Raw genomic sequence first — 15,876 nt, forward strand, 5'->3', positions numbered from 1 at the left:
AGTCCGACAGGCGGTGGGACGAGCGCGCGTCGGGCCACGTCCCTAGGCTGCCCCGCATGACGATCCGCCTGGTCGGTGCCGGCCTCCCGCGCACCGGCACGACGTCCCTCCGCGAGGCGCTGACCCGGCTGCTCGGCGCGCCGACCTACCACATGAGCACCGCCCTGCGACGCCCCGAGCACGCGCCCACCTGGGTTGCGGCGATCCACGGGGACCCGCCCGACTGGGACGAGCTCCTGACCGGATACGCCGCGGGCGTCGACGCGCCGTTCTCGACCTGCTGGCGCCAGCTCGCGGCGGCCTATCCCGACGCTCCCGTGCTGCTGTCGCGGCGCGAGAGCGCCGAGGTGTGGCTCCGCAGCATGGAGCCGACGGTCCTCACCCGCACCCGCGAGGTCCTGGCGCACGGCGACCCCGCCGACCCCGTCACCGCGCTCTTCGGCGCGATCTTCCACGGCATCGTCGACGACCTCGCGGACCTCGACGACCCGACCGCCCTGCTCGCGGCCTACGAGCGGCACGACGCTGCCGTCCGCGCCACGATCCCGGCCGAGCGCCTGGTCGAGTGGCACCCCGGCGACGGGTGGGAGCCGCTCTGCCGTGCCCTCGGCGTACCGGTGCCCGACGAGCCGTTCCCACACGAGAACTCGACCGTCGACTACCTGCGACGCGCCGAGGAGCGCCGCCGCACCGGCACCTGAGCCGGGCGCCTCACGACCCGACGCGCCCGTCGATCCCCTCCCGCAGCAGGTCGGCGTGCCCGCAGTGCTGTGCGTACTCGCCGATGATCCGCAGCAGCAGCCAGCGCAGGTCGACGTCCTCGTCCCAGTCGAGCGGGCGGGCGCGGTCGTCGAGGTCGTGGGCCCGGCCCGCCGGGTGGCGTCCAGGCCCCAGGCGGTCAGGCGTCGGCCGGGACGCGCACGTGCGCCCGCGTGACGCCGTGCCGCACCAGCTCCTCGAGCAGGACCTGCCGGAGTCGGGCGGCCATCGGGGGCTCGATCGCGCCCTTGCAGTCGAGGTAGAAGCCGACGCGGCCGCGTTCGTCGACCTCGACGTCGGAGACGTAGTTGGGCGTGTAGACGCCCTTGGTGGCGGCCTCCTCGACGTCGGCGTACTCACGACCGTCCTCCCCGACGCACGTCATCCGCGCGGCCGCGGCGCCCAGGGCTGCGACCAGGGTCTCCTGCGGCGCCTCCGAGGTGACCACGACCGACTCGTGGGAGGCGTGCTCCCCCTCGCCGTAGACGTCGTCGTCCAGCACGAGGCCGGGGTGCTCGCGCCGCAGCACCGACTCGGCCGACTCGAGGCGCACGTGCTCGACCACGAGGCCCGGGAGGGTCCGCGTGAAGCACCGCTCGACGAGCGCACGGCGGTCCTCGTCCTCGAAGACGCTGTCGGAGAGCAGCACGGTGCCCTGCTCGAGGAGCGTCCAGACCACGGCGCCGAAGAAGCGGCTCGCGAACGGATGGGGGTTGTCCTCGAGGGCGCCGGCGTGGAAGTGCTGCACGAGGACGTGCGGGCCCTCGACCTCTGCGAGGAGGGCGTCGGCGCTCCGGGTGAGGGTCGTGGTCTGCTGGGCGTCAGGCCCCCAGAGGAGGACGAGTCGAGCGGTCCGCGGCATGGCGCCATCGTGGCAGCGCGCCGGCGGTCGCGGAGGTGGAAGCGCACAACGGGTGTCGGTGGCCGGGCCTACCCTCGAAGCATGAGCGACCGCCTGCTGAAGACGCCCTTCGCGTCGATCTACCCGCACTACGTGACGAAGGTGGAGAAGAAGGGCCGCACCAGGGCGGAGCTGCACCAGGTGATCGAGTGGCTCACCGGCTACGACGAGCAGGCGCTCCAGGAGCACCTGGACGCCGAGACGACGCTCCCCGAGTTCTTCGAGCAGGCGACCCTCAACCCACACGCCTCCGAGATCAGGGGCGTGATCTGCGGCCACCGCGTGGAGGAGATCGAGGACCCGTTCATGCAGCGGGTCCGGTGGCTCGACAAGCTGGTCGACGAGCTCGCCAGGGGCAAGGCGATGGAGAAGGTGCTCCGGGGGTGACCGCGGCCGCCCACGCGGTCACGGCCGCGACCCTGGGCGCCTGGCTGCTCAAGGCCGACCCCCGCGCGACCGACGTCGGTGCGCTGCTGGCGGGGGACGCCGGGGAGACGACCCGGTGCGTACGGCGGAGCTACCGCGCCGCGCTCGTCGCGCCCGGCCAGCCGGTGCTGCTGTGGGTGAGCGGCGCCGACAGCACCCACCCCGCAGGGATCCACGCCCAGGGCCGCACCCGCGGCCTGGTCCACGAGGACGACGACGGCCGGCTCGTCATGCCGCTGACCCTCGAGCCGCTCGCCGAGCCCGTGCCCCGCGCCGCCCTGCTCGCGCACCCGGTCCTCGCCCACGCCGAGGTGCTCCGGATGCCGGCCGGCAGCAACCCGTCGTACCTCACCGTCGACCAGCTCGCCGTGCTCCGCCGTGACTGGCCACAGGTGACCGTCGGCTGAGCCCTCGCTAGCCTCGACGGGTGGACCTCCCGCTGAAGTACGCCGTCGTGGAGCGCGAGCGCCGCTACCTGCTAGCCAGACTCCCCGAGGGGGTCGTCGACAGCTGGGAGGTCGAGGACCACTACGTGACCGGCACGCGCCTGCGCCTGCGCGAGGTGTGGCGGGGCGACGGGACGGTCGTCCGGAAGCTGACCCAGAAGGTCCGGCTCGGGGAGGGCCCGGCGGAAGTCGCGTGCACCAACCTCTACCTCGACGACGCCGAGTGGCAGCTGCTGCTCACGCTGCCCGCCGACCTGCTGACGAAGACGCGGCACGTGGTTGAACGCGACGGCGTCCGGGTGGTCGTCGACGAGCACGCGGACGGCTCGCTCGTCGCCGAGATCGACGACGGCGAGCACCCGTCGTCCGACGTGCCGGCGTGGCTGGAGGTCCTGGCCGACGTCACCCGCGACGAGGCGTGGACGGGAGCGGGGCTGGCCGCCGGGACCGGAGGGATTGGCTCGGCTGCGCTCGTTCAGCGCCAGGGGTCGTGAGCGTTGATCGTCTCCGGCGTCAGGATCATCGCGCCGAAGTCGGCTCGGGCCTGCTCCTGCACGTCGAAGGGTCGTGGCGCCACGTCGTGCGGCCGGTGCGGCTCGCGAGGCTGCCGGGTCACCCACGGCTCAAGATCGGCGGCGCTCACCAGGTAGCGCTCCGCAGCGACCTGCTCGACGCGCCACCGGGAGAGGTCGTGGGCGCGCTCCAGATGTGCTGAGGTGAGGAGCTGGACACCGAACGCGTCCGGGACGTACGACGCCAGGAGCGGTCGGGGAAACGCAGTTCTCCCTCGTCCCGGTACCACTCACGCCGGAGACTCTTGCGGTCGAGCGCGACCATCATGCCCCCCTGCCCCCTGCGCTCGAAGGTCCAGCGCGACCTCTCGGCGTCGGATCTTGCGACGCCCGCAGGGCCGGGGCTCGTGTCCGCGCACGACCGACTCCTGCTCCGCCGCCGTCACCGGACTGGCCGCCGGGCGATGACGTGGAAGACGTGCCAGTGCTTCGGCCCGCTCGAGGCCGGCCCGTCCTCGTCCTCCTCGTCGAACCGGGCGACGTCGAGGCCGTCGAGGAGCACCTCCGCCTGCGCGCGCGTGAACGACGTGATCCCGTCGTCCCGGGCCCACGAGTCCTGGTCGCCGAAGAGGTCGACCGCGAGCCAGCCGCCCGGCCGCACGGCGCCGCGCAGCCGCTGCCAGAACTCCTCGAAGCGCCCGGGCGCCACGTAGGGCAGCGTGTAGCTCGCGTGCACGAGGTCGGCGTCGGGCAGGTCGGCTTCCTCGACGGGACCGACGTACGCCGTCACGGCGGCGTCGTCGCCGACCAGCCGCGCCAGCCGCTCGCCGAGGTGGGGGTCGGTGTCGAAGGCGTGCACCCGCCACCCGTCGGCGAGGAGCGCGCGGGTCTCGATCCCCGCACCCGCGCCGAGGTCGAGCGCAGTCCGCCCGTCGCCGGGCCCGGCCAGGGCGACGACGTCGCGGCACAGCGGCCGGGGCTCGCGCTCGCCCTGCCCGTCGTTGTAGGCGATCCAGTGGGCGGTGTCCTTGGCCATCCGGCTCACCCTCCCAGCGGCTTGACCCAGCGCGACCACTCGGACTGGGGCGCGTAGCCGGCCGCCCGCCAGGCGGCGTGGGCGAGGTCGTTGTCGTCGAGGACCATCGCGTCGGACCGGGTCCCGCCGAGGGAGCGGAACCGCTCCTCGGCGTGCGCGATCAGCCGGGCGCCGATGCCCTGGCGGCGTCGCTCGGGGTCGACGGCGAGCCGGTAGAGGTGGCAACGCCAGCCGTCCCACCCGACGACGACCGTGCCGACGATCCGCCCGTCGGCCTCGGCCAGCACGAGCGCCTCGGAGTCGCGGGCGAGCAGCCGCTCCACGGCCGCCGTGGAGTCGGCGGGGCGGTGGGCGTCCTCGGCCGCCCGACCCCAGAAGGCCATCACCTCGGGGACGTCGTCCACGACCGCCGGCCGCAGCGTCACCCGCGACGCCGCCCCGGCGGCGAGCTCCGCGAGCGCCCGGTCCACCGCGGGGGCGGGGCCGAGCGGCGGGCGGTCGGTGCGGGGCGCGGGCATCCCCTCGGCACGCAGCCACTCCCACGTGTCGGCGACGGTCTCCTCGACCGGTCGGCAGCGCAGCCCCGCCTCCTGCGCGGCCGAGACGTCGCCGTGGTGCAGCCCGGCGAGGTCGCTGTCCGGGGGCGTCCAGATCGGCAGGTCGTTCCAGCCCGTCGCCCCGGCCGCGGCGACCTCCCGCGGAGTCAGCCAGACGAGCTCGGCCGCCGGTCCGTCCTGGGCGACCGCGGCACGGCAGGCCCCGAGGAGGCTCGACATGGTGGCGTGCCCGCGCGGGCCCACGGCGTTGAAGGTGCCCGTCACGGCCCGCTCGGCGGCGTCCAGCAGCCAGGCGGCGAGGTCGCGCGCGTCGACGTACTGCAGGGGGAGGTCGGGCGGGCCGGGCGCGGGCACGACGCCGCCGCGGCTGGTCCGGTGCAGCCACCACGGCAGCCGTCCGACGTCCTCGTGGGGTCCGAGGATCAGCCCGGCTCGGGCCAGGAGCGAGCGGTCGGCGAACCCCTCCAGGACGGCGAGCTCGCCGCCGCGCTTGGCCGCGGCGTAGTCGGCGGCGTCGGTGCCGCCCGCGTCGCCGTCGACCACCGGGGCGTCCTCGTCGGCGCCGGGCTGCGGGGGCCAGCGGTAGACCGAGCGGCTGGAGACGTAGCCGTAGTGTCCGGTCCGGTCGCGCAGCAGCCGTACGGCGTCACGCACCGCCACCGGCTCCGCCGACCAGGTGTCGACGACGGCGTCCCACTCGCCTCCGCCCGGGGCAGAGGCGAGCGCCTCGGCGAGCGACCCCGGTGCGCGCCGGTCGGCGAGCAGCGTCCGCACGCCCGGGGGAGCCGACCCCGTCGTCCCCCGGTGGACGACCGTGACGTCGTCCCCGCGGCGTACCGCCTCGGCCACGAGCGCCCGCCCGACGAACCTCGTCCCACCCAGCACCAGGAGCCGCATGAGGACAGCCTGTCAGGCTCGCCGGTAGGTGAGGTGCGTGACGTGCGGGGTGGTACGGGCCGCGACGGGAACCATCGCGAGGTCGGGGACGCGGTCGAAGACGCGCAGCCCCTCGCCGACGGTGAACGGCACGACGTGCAGCCTCAGCTCGTCCACCGCCCCCGCGGCCAGGTAGGCGTCGAGGGTGGTGGGGCCGCCGGCGATCGAGACGTCGCCGTCGCCCGCCGCCTCGCGGGCCAGTGCGAGCGCCTGCTCCGGGCCCTCGGTGACGAAGTGGAACGTCGTCCCGCCCTGCATCTCCAGCGGCTCCCGGGGCCGGGAGCAGAGCACGAAGACGGGCGCGTGGTACGGCGGCTCGGGACCCCACCAGCCCTGCCACTCGGAGACCCAGTCCCCCCGGTGCGGGTCGAACATGTTGCGCCCCATCACGTAGGCCCGCGCCCCGAGGATGGCGGCGATCTCGTCGGGGCTGTCGTCGGCGTGGTCGAACATCCAGGTGTGCAGCCGGTGGCCGACGTGCGGTCCGAACGGGTGCTCCTCCGACTGGTCGTGGCCGGTGGCCACCAGGTCGAGGGAGACCGCGATGTCGGCGGTGACGCGTCCCATGGCGTCGACCCTAGGGAGCCGCCGGGGCGCCGCGCATCCCCGAAAGGCGGGAGCCGGACGCCGTTCCCGGACGCGACCCGGCCCGACGTCCCGCGACCCCTAGCCTTTCGAGCATGCGGACACGGGGGACGGGACTGGCGATGGCGTCGTGCGCGGCGCTGCTGACGACGCTGCTCGGGGGGCAGGTCGCCTCGGCGACCTCCCACACGGCGGCAGCCGCCCCTCGTGACGCGCCGCGGGTCCTCACGCCGTACCCGGAGTTCTCGCCCGACGGCAACGGCGTCCGCGACCGCCTGACCGTCCGCTACGAGCTCCCCGTGGCGACCACGGTGCGCATTCGCGTCGAGCCCGAGGAGAAGACGGGGATCGCCCCCTTCGAGGTCGGGCTCGGGCGGCAACGGGCGGGCCGCCACGCGTGGACGTGGAACGGCCGCGTCGGCGGGAGGCTCGTGCCGGCGGCCTACTACCGGGTCCACGTCGTGACGCCGCTGGGCTCCGACGACGCCTTCGCGGAGGCGGACCTGGAGTTCGACGCGAGCCTCCACGTCCAGCACCGGTACGGCGCCCGGCGCAGCGCGGTGCCCAAGGTCTACCCGCGGTCGGTCGAGGTCAGGGACGGCGTGCCGCTCGAGGTCGGCGGGTGGAGCGACGGGGTGCGCCGCGTCGTCGTCACCTTCCGGGACGCCGACGGCCGGGTCGTGCTGCGACGGAAGGTCCGCCTGCAGGACAAGTGGGGCGGCGAGCTCGTGTGGGAGGGCCGGGACGGCCGCGGCCGCCCCCTGCCCCCCGGTCGCTACACCGCCACGCTCTCCGGCAAGGACCGGCTCGGCAACCGGGGCGCGAGCGAGCCGCTGCGACTGTGGGTCTCCCAGGACCTCCTGGAGTGGCGGGAGGAGACCCGGACGCTGCTCCCGCAGGACGTGCAGGTCCACCCGTGCTTCGCGTCCACGTGGCCCGAGTGCTGGGCGTACGTGGCGCAGGGCGAGGTGACCCCCAGCGCCCGGTTCCCCGGCGGCCTGACCCACCGGGCCAACCCGGACCCCGCGATCTCGGGCCGCGCCGAGTCCAGCTACTGGGTGCCCGTCCCCGAGGCCGTGCGCGGGCTCCACGCCGTGCGGGTCGCCTTCGCCGGCGAGCCGACCGTCGTCGGCGAGACCGACGAGGGACACCTCAGCACCGAGGCGTTCCGCGACGACGGTGTCGTGGTCTCCTCCAGCAGCACCGCGCAGACCCCGTGGGACGAGGACCACGTCTTCGGCGACGGCCAGGGATGGGACAGCCGTTCCCGCCGCCTGCCCCCGGGCGCCTGGTGGGAGTTCTGGACCACCGACGACGACGCCTTCGACGTCGCGACCTTCACGCTCGACCTGCGCTACCTCGCGGTCGCCGACCAACCCTGACGTCGTACGCCGCACCCTCGGAATAGCGGCCGGCCGCGGGGCGGTTGGGCACGGCATGAGCCCCCTGCCGATCTCGGTCCTCGACCTCGCCCACGTCCCGCCCGGCGCCACCGCCGCGGACAGCTTCGCGGCGAGCGTCGAGATCGCCCGGCTCGCCGAGCGGACCGGCTACCGCCGGGTCTGGTACGCCGAGCACCACAACATGCCGACCATCGCCTCCTCGGCGACGTCGGTGCTGATCGCCCACGTCGCGGCGCACACCTCCTCGATCCGGCTGGGCGCCGGCGGGGTGATGCTGCCCAACCACAGCCCGCTCGTCGTCGCGGAGCAGTTCGGCACGCTGGCCACGCTGCACCCCGACCGGATCGACCTCGGTCTGGGCCGGGCGCCCGGCTCCGACCAGAACACCATGCGGGCGCTGCGCCGCGACCCGCGGTCGGCCGACACCTTCCCCACCGACGTGCAGGAGCTGCAGGGCTACCTCGCCGGCCGCTCCACCATCCCGGGCGTCCAGGCCGTCCCGGGGGCGGGGACGCACGTGCCGCTCTTCATCCTCGGCTCCTCGCTCTTCGGCGCCCAGCTGGCCGCGGCGCTAGGCCTGCCCTACGCCTTCGCCTCCCACTTCGCGCCCCAGGCGCTCACCCAGGCGGTGGCCACCTACCGGCGCGGCTTCCAGCCGTCGGAGCAGCTGGCCGAGCCCTATGTCATCGCCGGCGTCAACGTCGTGGCCGCCGACTCCAGCGAGGAGGCGCAGGTGATGGTGCGCGAGGCGCAGCGGATGCGGGTCACCGCGCTGGTCGGCCGGGGCCGGACCTTCACCGACGTCGAGGCCGACGCGATCCTCGACTCGCCGTCGGGGCAGCAGATCAAGCAGATGAGCCACTACACCGCCGCGGGCGACCCGGCCCAGGTGCGCGACTACCTGGAGAAGTTCGCCGTCCACGCCGACGCCGACGAGCTGATCGTCGCCTCGATGGCACGCGACACCGAGGCCACCCTGCACTCCTTCGAGCTGCTCAGCCAGGTCGCCGAGCTGGCTGGCTGAGGGTGCGGTCCGCGGCGGGCTCGACGGCCGCCAGCTGGACCTCGGCCGCCGGCGGGACCGCGGCCAGCGGCAGGCGCAGGGTGAAGGTGCTGCCGGCGCCCAGGGCGCCGCTGACCGAGATGGTCCCGCCCATGAGCTCCGTCGGGGCGCGCTCGGCGTGCATGAGGGCCGCCGCCTCCCGCACGACGATCTCGACGATCTCCTCCGACGACGCGGCCGAGGAGGTGCGGTCGACGTGGCCGCCGCCGTCATCGCGCTGCTGCTGCGGTACCCGGCGCGTCGTCCCGCACGACCGGCGCCGGACCCTCGTGGGGCCGGCGCCGGTCGGCGCACGGGTGGTGCAGGTCAGCTCACCGCGTCGAGGGCGTCGACCACGCCCTCGCCGAAGTAGCTGTTGTCGGCGTCCGTGCCGACGCACGGGGCGCCGGCGGTGGTGGTGCCGCACGGCTTGTCGTCGGCCTGCTCGCGCAGCTTCTCGATCATCTGCGCGGGGGTCCATTCGGGGTGGGCCGACTTCATCAGCGCCAGCACGCCGGCGACGTGCGGGGACGCCATCGAGGTGCCGTTCTTCAGGCCGTAGCCGTTGTCGCGGACGATCGTCGACAGGATGGCCGAGCCGGGGGCGGCGACGTCGATGACGCCGAGGCCGCGGTTGGAGAAGCCGGAGAGGCGGCTCTCCGTCGTCCCGGCCGGGAAGCGCTGCATCGAGGAGACCGTGACGACCCCGTCGAGCTCGGCCGGGATGTCCTGGCACTCGTTGTTGATGGTCCGGGCCATCCCGCCGTTGTCGTTGGGGCTGACCGTGTCGGTGGTCTTGTTGGCCAGGTCGTACGACGCGTTGCCGGCGGCCGCCGCGTGCACGACGCCCCGCTCGGTCGACCACTCGACGGCGCGACGCACCGCCTCCTTGGCGGCGTACTGGTCGGGCTGGTCGCCGCACCAGAACTGGAACGGGTCGACGTAGTAGCTGTTGTTGGTCACGTCCATCTTGCGCTGGCCGGCCCACACGAAGCCGCAGACGGCGTACTCGGGGTAGATGTAGCCGTCGTCGTTGACGACCTTCACCGACGCCATCCGCACGTTCGGCGCGACGCCGACGATGCCGACGCCGTTGCGGGCCGCGGCGATCGTGCCGGCGACGTGGGTGCCGTGGTCGCTCGTCGTCGGCGCCCAGCCGAGGCCCGACTGGTCGGGGCGGCCGGCGTCGGCGCAGTTGACAGACTCGGAGGTGTCGAGGTTGGCGACGAGGTCGGGGTGGTCGGGGTCGATGCCGCTGTCGAGCACGCCGACGAGGACGTTGCGGCTGCCCTCGGTGATCTGGTGCGCCTGGTCGGCCTTGATCATGGCCAGGTCCCACTGCTCGCCCTCACGCGGGTCGGGCGCAGTGGCGATGGTGCCCTCGGAGCCGACGTCGCCGTTGGCGGGCTTCTTCGCGCCCTTCTGGTGGCCGGACGCGCCGGGGCCCCACGAGGCGCCGACGCCCTCGGGCGTGCCCTCGCTGACGGCGACGGTGCGGGAGGCGCCGACCGACTCCAGGGTGTGGCCGGCGGCCTTGCGGACGTCGTCGCGGAACGACGCGGTGTCGGCGTGGGCGACGACGACGCCGATCTGCGGCCAGGCCTGGACGACGACGCCGCCGGCCTTCGCGACCGCGCGCTCGAGCTGCTTGGTGTGGCCGGGGGTGGCCTGGCGGGCGTTGAGCACGTAGCTGAAGACCACGCCGTCGGGGGTGGTGATCGGGACCGGCGTGGAGACCGGCTCGGTGGTGGCGGTGGGTGTTGCGCTCGCGCCGGTGACGGAGACGAGGGCGGCGGCGATGACTCCGGACGTCGCGGTGGCGAGGGCCGGCCAGCGCCGGATGGGCCGATGGGCCATGGAGGGTTCCTTCCCGAGAGATGTGACAGGTGTCCTGGTTCGGACACCTGACCTCATCCTGCATGTGACCGCCGACACTGTGGGAAGGAGGGTGGCGGTTCCCGGGTCAGGTCTTGTCGTCCTCGTCGTCCTCGTCGTCCTGGCCGAAGGGGACGAGCGCGAAGGCGGGCCCCATCGCGACCCCGACGCCGATCATCGCCCAGCTGTCCATCAGGACCGAGAGCACGACGCCGAAGAGCAGCCCGAAGCAGATGCCGAGGCCCATCCGCTGGCCGATCTCGTCGTCGTCCTCGTCCTCCTCGAGGGGGTCCCCCCCTCCTCGGCAGGCTTCCGCTGCTGCTCGTCCATGCCTCCACCGTGCCAGGGGCCGGGGTGGCGGACAACCGGCCTCGACGTCGGTTCAGCGACCGCGCTCGCAGCCCTTGCGGATCTCGGCAGAGCAGTGGTCCCGACCCTGGTGACCCCGGGCGACGTCCTTGCCCGGCCCGCCGACGAGCCGGTCACGCTCGCTGCCGCCCCTGAGCACGTCGTCCCCCGGCCCGCCGGAGAAGGTCGCCGGGCAGGCGGTGCCGTAGAACTCGGGGTCCTTCGCGACACCGAGCCGGTCGTCGCCCCCGCGGCCCCACACCCTCGCGCCGTACCCGCAGGAGGTGACGGAGAGGCGGTTCGGACCGTCGGTCCCCGCGAGCCGGACCTGCGCCGCATCCACCGTGGCGTCCTCGAAGCCGGTCACCCGCGCGCCGGTACGGCGTCTCCCCGCCGCTCACGCGGAGGTCGCCGGACCGCAGGTCGAGGGCGACCCGGTCCGGGCCGTAGAGCTCCGTGTAGTAGCCGTCCCGGCCGCGACCGCCGTCCACGACGGACCCGTCGCCGACCCAGAAGAGCGATGCCCAGTCATCACCGTCACCCATCCGGGCCGTGACCGTGAGACCCACGCCGTAGAGGGACTCGTCGGCGGCCGAGCCGCGGAACGCCAGGGTGCCAGGGTGGTCTCTCGCGTCGACGACGAAGCGCTCGAAGCCCTCCAGGACCGCGGCCGTGCGGCCGTCCTCGGAGTAGGTGCCGGCCTTCGCGTCCAGGACCAGCGAGTCGCTCGTCGGCTCCAGGGAGAGCGTGTCCTCGCCCCCGGCGCCGCGGAGAAGGCCGCCGTCGGCCCAGTAGCCGGCGAGGTTGACCCGGTCGTCCCCGGCACCGAGGACGACCCGGTCGCCGTTGGCCTCCCCGTGGGTGCCGCTGGTGAACCAGTCGCGGCGCGCACCGCCGACCAGGACGTCGACTTCCGTGTCGGCGTGGTCCTCCCCCCAGGAACCGGCCACCACCTCGTTCCAGACGGGCCCGCCCACGAACGTGTCAGAACCCGCCCCCAGGGTGACGCTGAGGTTCAGGGTCGGCGCCTGGGAGCCGTCCACCACGTCGTCCCCGTCGCCCACGTCGATGAAGCGCGCGATGGAGTCGGGCAGGCTGTAGCCGGGGTCGTCGCCGCGCAGACAGACGACGTCGTCCCCGCCGTAGGTCCGCACGTTGCCGTCGTCGCCGGAGTACTCGACGAGCACGACGTCGTCCCCCTCGGTGCCCTGCACGTTCCGGGCGGAGGAGTGGATCGTGACCGGAAGGCCGCGGCAGGTCTCGCCGGTCGAGCCGGTGGCGGACCCGGCCGTCGTCAGCAGGGCGGTCCCGAGCAGGAGCACGGTCGAGCAGGCGGTGGTACGGCGCATCGGTCCCCCGTGGACTGGTCGGCAGCGAGGCCCGGAGCCTAGCGCCGGTAGGGTCCCGGCCATGCCGCCGTCCGTGAGCCTCGTGATCCTGATCAGCACCCAGCCGGGGAAGGGTGGGGAGCAGGTCGCCGCGTTCGAGCGCCTCGCGCCGGTGGTGCGTGCGGAGGAGGGCTGCCTCCAGTACGACCTGCACGCCGTCGTCGACGACCCGGACCGCTTCGTGCTGGTCGAGCGCTGGGCTTCGGAGAAGGCCCTGGCGGCGCACGACGTCGCGCCCCACATGGTCGAGGCCGACGCCGCCCACGGCGCCTTCCGAGCCGGCCCGGTCGAGGTGCTCCGCCTGGTGCCCGACCCGGTGGCCTAGCCACGACCGCCCCGGTGCCTCCAAGATGAGGCGATGACGAGGTTCTCGGGGACGGACGAGTTCGAGGGCGCGACCTTCGTGCGGGCAAGCTTCCAGGGCGCGACGCTGCGCTACTGCGACGTCGGCGGCGTGACGATGCGCGCCGTGGACGTCGGTGGGCTCGACATCGACAGTCACGACCTGGCGTTCGGCACGCTGATCGTCAACGGGGTCGACGTGGTGCCCCTCGTCGAAGCGGAGCTCGACCGCCGCTTCCCCAGGCGGGAGCTGATGCGCTCGCAGACACCCGAGGGCCTGCGGGACGGGTGGGTCGCCGTCCAGGCCGCCTGGGCGGAGACCGTCGCCGGGACGCCGGAGGAGCAGCGCGACGTGCAGGTGGACGGCGAGTGGTCGCTGGTGCAGACCCTGCGGCACCTGGTCCTGGCCACCGACGCCTGGCTGCGCGGTGCGATCCTCGGCCTCGACCAGCCGTTCCACGAGATCGGCCAGATCTTCACCGGTGCCGAGCAGATGGGCTTCGACGTGTCGATCTTCCGCAGTGACCCCCCGTCGTACGGCGAGGTGCTCGAGGGCCGCGCGGAGCGGCAGCGGATGGTCACCGACTTCCTGGCCACCGTCACGCCCGAGCAGCTCGACGAAAAGCGCCGAGACCCGTGGACCGACGACGAGGACTGGCGCCCGACCGTGGGCGACTGCGTCCGGGTCATCCTCGAGGAGGAGTGGGCGCACCTGCGCTACGTGCGGCGCGACCTCGCGAAGCTTGCGTCGGGCGAGTAGCACGGCTCGCGCAGACGGTCGTGGGACGCTCAGAGATGGGACTGAGACGACCTCGACGCCCGGCAGCTGCAGGCTCCACGAGGCGCGATGTGCCCGATCACGCGGGTGAACTGGCCCCCGCTCGCCGGTGCGGCGCTCAGGCGGGTGACGGTGCCCCGTGACGCGACGCGAGCGCGCCGCCCGCCTCGACCGCGGCCTCCTCGGCGGTCTTGCGCATCAGCGTCGCCAGCTCGGTGAACTCGTCCAGCGCCGGGTTGACCCCCACGAGGGTGAACTCCCGCTCCACGACGGTGAGGTCGGCGCCCCAGATGTCGACGAGGATCCGGCGCAGGTAGTCGGTGTTGTGGTCCCAGCCCTCGCGCGGGGTGCCCGGCCCGTACGCGCCACCGCGGGTGGTGACGAGCACGGTCGGGGTGCCCTCGAGCAGGCGCGCGCCCTGCGGTGCCCCGACCATGGCCAGGTCGATCCAGGCCTTGGCGTGCTGCGAGACGCCGTAGTTGTACAGCGGCAGCGCGAGGACGGCGTACGACGCCTCCTGCAGCTCGGCGGCCAGCCGGCCGGCCAGGGCGAGGGCGTCCCGCTGGGCCGGGCTGCGGTCGGCCTCGGGGGTGAACCCCCCGACGACCGCGAGCGCCCAGGCGTCGGCGGGCAGCGGCTGCTGCCCCAGGTGGCGCCGGACGACCGGGGTCTGCGGCCGGGCTGCGGTGAGCTCGTCGAGGACGAGGTCGGCGAGGGCGCCGCTGGCGGAGCGGTCGCCCTGGATGCTGGCGTCGATGCGGAGGACGGTCATGGGATCTCCCTGATGGTTTGAATGTTCAAGTCGAGCGTAGGGTGAAGCGACTTGAATGTTCAAGACCCAGTTATGATGAAAGGCATGGACGTCGACGACCAGGCCGCCCTCGACGCCGCGGAGCGTGCCGCGGACGACGCGCCCTGGCTCACCCCCGCGCAGCAGCAGGAGTGGCGGGCGCTGGTCCACCTGCTGGCCACGCTGCCGCCCGCGCTCGACGCCCAGCTCAAGCGCGACGCGGGGCTGAACTTCTACGAGTACCAGGTGCTCGGGGTCCTCGCGATGGCCGACGACTGCACCCGCGGCCTCAGCGAGCTGGCGATCCTGTCGGCCGGCTCGCCCTCCCGCCTCTCCCACGCGCTGACCCGGCTCGAGAAGGCCGGCTGGGTGGAGCGCCGGCCGGGCGACTTCGGCCGCCGGATGCAGGCCCGGCTCACCGCGGCGGGGCAGGAGATGCTCGACGACGTGGCGCCCGCCCACGTCCGGGAGGCGCGGCGCCTCGTCGTCGACGTGCTCACCCCCGAGCAGCTCACCGCCCTGGCCGAGGCGGCCCGCGCCATCACCGCCGTCACCCACGAGGAGCGGCCCGGCCGCTGCTGAGCGGTCAGCCGCGGGTCGCCCCCGCGACGCCGGCGGCGATCAGCCCCTGGCCGGCGGTGTAGGTCGACATCACGACCGACCCGACCACCGGGTGCGGGTCGCGCAGGGCGAACCGCTGCAGTCCCAGCACGGTGTCGGAGAGCAGGAAGAGGGCGGTGCCTGCCCGCACGCGCCGACGCGCCTCGCGGGGCAGTGCGGGGTCGAGCACTCGCGAGGCGGCCGGCATCGCGGTGATGACCGTGGCGTACGCCGCGACGGGGCCGCGGAGCGCGTGGTCCTGTCGTCCGGCCGCGGCCGCCATGCCGGGGGCGAGGACCAGCCAGGCCCCCAGGGCGACCTCCACCCCCGCCACGTCGTGCTCCCGGTGCTCGCCGCGCACCGACCCGAAGGCGGCCAGGTAGGCCACGTGCGCCCCGAGGAACGACCCCAGCCCGGCCAGGAACGGCCGCTTCCCCGACCCCAGCAGCGCCACGTCGCCGCCCCACGAGAGCGCCTGGGCGGCGACGGTCCCGGTGCGCAGCAGCCGCGTGCCCGCACGCCGGTCGGGCCCCCGGGTGGCCGAGACGAACGCCGCCGTCAGCACCGGCATCAGGGTCGGCTTGAGCACCAGCCTCGCCCGCCGCGCACCGGGTCCCCGGCCCGCGACCACGCTGTCGGCCGCGCTGAGGCCGACGTAGGCGGCGGAGAGGAGCGTCGTCTTCGAGGGGAGCACGGCGCCCATCCTGCGGGCTGCGCGCCGCCGCCCGCAGGAGCGACCCGCGGGAGGCGCCGCCGCCGGCTCAGACCGCGACGACGAAGACCACGTCGTCGGGCTCGGCCGGGTCGGTGCCGAGCACCGTGACCCGGTGGGTGCCCGGCTCGACGCCCATGGCGTCGTACTCCCGGCCGTGGACGTCCCGGATGGCGAGCTGCCCCTCGGCCTCGACCTCGAAGTCGCCGAGGTGCTCGAGGTCGAGCCGGTCGACGACCTCGGACTCGGTCGACGGCACGACCTGGACGCGCACCGGCCCCACGCGGGTGTCGCGCAGCCCCACCGCCACGCAGTCGCGCGTCGCGACGACGCTGGCGCCGCCGAACGACGTGGGCGGCGTGAACTCCTCCCGCCCGACGAGCAGGACGACCGGGTAGCTGGGGCGGATCGAGTGGCTCACCCGCGCATCGTGGCAGCGC

Annotated in this window: 23 protein-coding genes; 9 read left to right on the forward strand and 14 right to left on the reverse strand. The window is 74.4% G+C overall.

Annotated features, from left to right (window positions below):
• The first annotated feature begins 56 nt into the window (after positions 1-56).
• Positions 57-701 carry a sulfotransferase family protein gene (locus DNK53_RS03935; RefSeq protein WP_110180944.1) on the forward strand — a complete coding sequence of 215 codons (645 nt, stop codon included), beginning with the start codon at positions 57-59 and terminating at the stop codon, positions 699-701.
• Between the two features lie 10 nt (positions 702-711).
• On the opposite strand, the gene DNK53_RS17945 is transcribed toward DNK53_RS03935, so the two are convergent.
• Positions 712-894, reverse strand: coding sequence for a mycothiol transferase (locus DNK53_RS17945; protein WP_239456380.1), 183 nt, complete (start codon positions 892-894; stop codon positions 712-714).
• Between the two features lie 4 nt (positions 895-898).
• The gene (locus tag DNK53_RS17950; RefSeq protein WP_239456343.1) at positions 899-1,621 is read right to left on the reverse strand and encodes a hypothetical protein; all 723 of its coding nucleotides are present in this window, start codon (positions 1,619-1,621) and stop codon (positions 899-901) included.
• Positions 1,622-1,702: 81 nt separating this feature from the next.
• Between DNK53_RS17950 and DNK53_RS03945 the strand changes: the two genes are divergently transcribed.
• Genes DNK53_RS03945 through DNK53_RS03955 form a run of 3 tightly spaced genes read left to right on the forward strand, consistent with a single transcriptional unit; the run spans position 1,703 to position 3,026 of the window.
• Positions 1,703-2,047: a DUF2200 domain-containing protein gene (locus tag DNK53_RS03945; protein ID WP_110180946.1), complete on the forward strand. Its 345-nt coding sequence runs from the start codon at positions 1,703-1,705 to the stop codon at positions 2,045-2,047.
• A complete protein-coding gene (locus DNK53_RS03950) occupies positions 2,044-2,493 on the forward strand; it encodes a hypothetical protein (RefSeq protein WP_110180947.1) in 450 nt (149 codons plus the stop codon). Before DNK53_RS03945 ends, DNK53_RS03950 begins: the two co-directional genes overlap by 4 nt.
• Before the next feature lie 20 nt (positions 2,494-2,513).
• Entirely contained in the window at positions 2,514-3,026 is a 513-nt protein-coding gene (locus tag DNK53_RS03955) for a hypothetical protein (RefSeq protein ID WP_110180948.1), read from the forward strand.
• Here DNK53_RS03955 and DNK53_RS03960 read toward each other — a convergent pair.
• From DNK53_RS03960 to DNK53_RS03975, 4 genes are all read right to left on the reverse strand, one after another.
• Positions 3,008-3,334: a hypothetical protein gene (locus DNK53_RS03960; RefSeq protein ID WP_110180949.1), complete on the reverse strand. Its 327-nt coding sequence runs from the start codon at positions 3,332-3,334 to the stop codon at positions 3,008-3,010. The two genes, DNK53_RS03955 and DNK53_RS03960, sit on opposite strands and share 19 nt — an antisense overlap.
• A gap of 152 nt (positions 3,335-3,486) precedes the next feature.
• Positions 3,487-4,080 carry a class I SAM-dependent methyltransferase gene (locus DNK53_RS03965; protein ID WP_110180950.1) on the reverse strand — a complete coding sequence of 198 codons (594 nt, stop codon included), beginning with the start codon at positions 4,078-4,080 and terminating at the stop codon, positions 3,487-3,489.
• A gap of 5 nt (positions 4,081-4,085) precedes the next feature.
• Positions 4,086-5,534, reverse strand: a complete 1,449-nt coding sequence (locus tag DNK53_RS17955; RefSeq protein WP_110180951.1) for a GNAT family N-acetyltransferase — start codon at positions 5,532-5,534, stop codon at positions 4,086-4,088.
• A gap of 12 nt (positions 5,535-5,546) precedes the next feature.
• Positions 5,547-6,140: a dihydrofolate reductase family protein gene (locus DNK53_RS03975; RefSeq protein ID WP_110180952.1), complete on the reverse strand. Its 594-nt coding sequence runs from the start codon at positions 6,138-6,140 to the stop codon at positions 5,547-5,549.
• 113 nt (positions 6,141-6,253) lie between these two features.
• On the opposite strand from DNK53_RS03975, the gene DNK53_RS03980 reads away from it, so the two are divergent.
• Entirely contained in the window at positions 6,254-7,540 is a 1,287-nt protein-coding gene (locus DNK53_RS03980) for a flagellar hook assembly protein FlgD (protein WP_162599762.1), read from the forward strand.
• Between the two features lie 55 nt (positions 7,541-7,595).
• Positions 7,596-8,585 carry an LLM class flavin-dependent oxidoreductase gene (locus tag DNK53_RS03985; RefSeq protein ID WP_110180954.1) on the forward strand — a complete coding sequence of 330 codons (990 nt, stop codon included), beginning with the start codon at positions 7,596-7,598 and terminating at the stop codon, positions 8,583-8,585.
• Here the strand turns inward: DNK53_RS03985 and DNK53_RS03990 are convergent.
• The 5 genes from DNK53_RS03990 to DNK53_RS04005 all read right to left on the reverse strand — a co-directional run bounded on the left by DNK53_RS03990 (position 8,557) and on the right by DNK53_RS04005 (position 12,175).
• A complete protein-coding gene (locus DNK53_RS03990; protein WP_110180955.1) occupies positions 8,557-8,769 on the reverse strand; it encodes an ATP-binding protein in 213 nt (70 codons plus the stop codon). The genes DNK53_RS03985 and DNK53_RS03990 overlap by 29 nt on opposite strands.
• A 161-nt stretch (positions 8,770-8,930) precedes the next feature.
• Positions 8,931-10,460: a S8 family peptidase gene (locus DNK53_RS03995; RefSeq protein WP_110180956.1), complete on the reverse strand. Its 1,530-nt coding sequence runs from the start codon at positions 10,458-10,460 to the stop codon at positions 8,931-8,933.
• Positions 10,461-10,566: 106 nt separating this feature from the next.
• The gene (locus DNK53_RS17360) at positions 10,567-10,725 is read right to left on the reverse strand and encodes a hypothetical protein (protein ID WP_162599763.1); all 159 of its coding nucleotides are present in this window, start codon (positions 10,723-10,725) and stop codon (positions 10,567-10,569) included.
• 135 nt (positions 10,726-10,860) lie between these two features.
• The gene (locus DNK53_RS18475) at positions 10,861-10,986 is read right to left on the reverse strand and encodes a hypothetical protein (protein WP_110181399.1); all 126 of its coding nucleotides are present in this window, start codon (positions 10,984-10,986) and stop codon (positions 10,861-10,863) included.
• Positions 10,961-12,175 carry a hypothetical protein gene (locus DNK53_RS04005; RefSeq protein WP_110180957.1) on the reverse strand — a complete coding sequence of 405 codons (1,215 nt, stop codon included), beginning with the start codon at positions 12,173-12,175 and terminating at the stop codon, positions 10,961-10,963. Before DNK53_RS04005 ends, DNK53_RS18475 begins: the two co-directional genes overlap by 26 nt.
• Before the next feature lie 61 nt (positions 12,176-12,236).
• Here DNK53_RS04005 and DNK53_RS04010 point away from each other — a divergent pair, with 61 nt between their 5' ends.
• Both DNK53_RS04010 and DNK53_RS04015 read left to right on the forward strand, forming a co-directional pair.
• Complete coding sequence (locus DNK53_RS04010; RefSeq protein ID WP_110180958.1) at positions 12,237-12,539, forward strand: putative quinol monooxygenase; 303 nt, start codon at positions 12,237-12,239, stop codon at positions 12,537-12,539.
• A gap of 33 nt (positions 12,540-12,572) precedes the next feature.
• Positions 12,573-13,316: a DinB family protein gene (locus DNK53_RS04015; protein WP_110180959.1), complete on the forward strand. Its 744-nt coding sequence runs from the start codon at positions 12,573-12,575 to the stop codon at positions 13,314-13,316.
• A gap of 136 nt (positions 13,317-13,452) precedes the next feature.
• On the opposite strand, the gene DNK53_RS04020 is transcribed toward DNK53_RS04015, so the two are convergent.
• Positions 13,453-14,106, reverse strand: a complete 654-nt coding sequence (locus tag DNK53_RS04020) for an FMN-dependent NADH-azoreductase (RefSeq protein WP_110180960.1) — start codon at positions 14,104-14,106, stop codon at positions 13,453-13,455.
• A gap of 84 nt (positions 14,107-14,190) precedes the next feature.
• On the opposite strand from DNK53_RS04020, the gene DNK53_RS04025 reads away from it, so the two are divergent.
• Positions 14,191-14,706 (forward strand): MarR family winged helix-turn-helix transcriptional regulator, encoded by a 516-nt coding sequence (locus DNK53_RS04025; RefSeq protein WP_110180961.1) that lies wholly within the window; start codon positions 14,191-14,193, stop codon positions 14,704-14,706.
• A gap of 4 nt (positions 14,707-14,710) precedes the next feature.
• Here the strand turns inward: DNK53_RS04025 and DNK53_RS04030 are convergent, their stop codons facing one another.
• Together DNK53_RS04030 and DNK53_RS04035 are read right to left on the reverse strand one after the other, a co-directional pair.
• A complete protein-coding gene (locus DNK53_RS04030) occupies positions 14,711-15,418 on the reverse strand; it encodes a lysoplasmalogenase (RefSeq protein ID WP_162599764.1) in 708 nt (235 codons plus the stop codon).
• Between the two features lie 67 nt (positions 15,419-15,485).
• Positions 15,486-15,857 carry a hypothetical protein gene (locus tag DNK53_RS04035; RefSeq protein WP_110180963.1) on the reverse strand — a complete coding sequence of 124 codons (372 nt, stop codon included), beginning with the start codon at positions 15,855-15,857 and terminating at the stop codon, positions 15,486-15,488.
• Positions 15,858-15,876: the final 19 nt, after the last annotated feature.

The sequence above is a fragment of the Nocardioides solisilvae genome, from assembly GCF_003194625.1.
Lineage (GTDB): Bacteria > Actinomycetota > Actinomycetes > Propionibacteriales > Nocardioidaceae > Nocardioides > Nocardioides solisilvae.

Excerpts from the sequence above, each read along its gene's own strand:
- DNK53_RS03935 (WP_110180944.1), top strand. The coding sequence starts at position 57 with ATGACGATCCGCCTGGTCGGTGCCGGCCTCCCGCGCACCGGCACGACG.
- DNK53_RS17950 (WP_239456343.1), bottom strand. The coding sequence starts at position 1,621 with ATGCCGCGGACCGCTCGACTCGTCCTCCTCTGGGGGCCTGACGCCCAG.
- DNK53_RS03945 (WP_110180946.1), top strand. The coding sequence starts at position 1,703 with ATGAGCGACCGCCTGCTGAAGACGCCCTTCGCGTCGATCTACCCGCAC.
- DNK53_RS03965 (WP_110180950.1), bottom strand. The coding sequence starts at position 4,080 with ATGGCCAAGGACACCGCCCACTGGATCGCCTACAACGACGGGCAGGGC.
- DNK53_RS17955 (WP_110180951.1), bottom strand. The coding sequence starts at position 5,534 with ATGCGGCTCCTGGTGCTGGGTGGGACGAGGTTCGTCGGGCGGGCGCTC.
- DNK53_RS03975 (WP_110180952.1), bottom strand. The coding sequence starts at position 6,140 with ATGGGACGCGTCACCGCCGACATCGCGGTCTCCCTCGACCTGGTGGCC.
- DNK53_RS03980 (WP_162599762.1), top strand. The coding sequence starts at position 6,254 with ATGCGGACACGGGGGACGGGACTGGCGATGGCGTCGTGCGCGGCGCTG.
- DNK53_RS03985 (WP_110180954.1), top strand. The coding sequence starts at position 7,596 with ATGAGCCCCCTGCCGATCTCGGTCCTCGACCTCGCCCACGTCCCGCCC.
- DNK53_RS03995 (WP_110180956.1), bottom strand. The coding sequence starts at position 10,460 with ATGGCCCATCGGCCCATCCGGCGCTGGCCGGCCCTCGCCACCGCGACG.
- DNK53_RS17360 (WP_162599763.1), bottom strand. The coding sequence starts at position 10,725 with ATGGGCCTCGGCATCTGCTTCGGGCTGCTCTTCGGCGTCGTGCTCTCG.
- DNK53_RS04005 (WP_110180957.1), bottom strand. The coding sequence starts at position 12,175 with ATGCGCCGTACCACCGCCTGCTCGACCGTGCTCCTGCTCGGGACCGCC.
- DNK53_RS04010 (WP_110180958.1), top strand. The coding sequence starts at position 12,237 with ATGCCGCCGTCCGTGAGCCTCGTGATCCTGATCAGCACCCAGCCGGGG.
- DNK53_RS04015 (WP_110180959.1), top strand. The coding sequence starts at position 12,573 with ATGACGAGGTTCTCGGGGACGGACGAGTTCGAGGGCGCGACCTTCGTG.
- DNK53_RS04020 (WP_110180960.1), bottom strand. The coding sequence starts at position 14,106 with ATGACCGTCCTCCGCATCGACGCCAGCATCCAGGGCGACCGCTCCGCC.
- DNK53_RS04025 (WP_110180961.1), top strand. The coding sequence starts at position 14,191 with ATGGACGTCGACGACCAGGCCGCCCTCGACGCCGCGGAGCGTGCCGCG.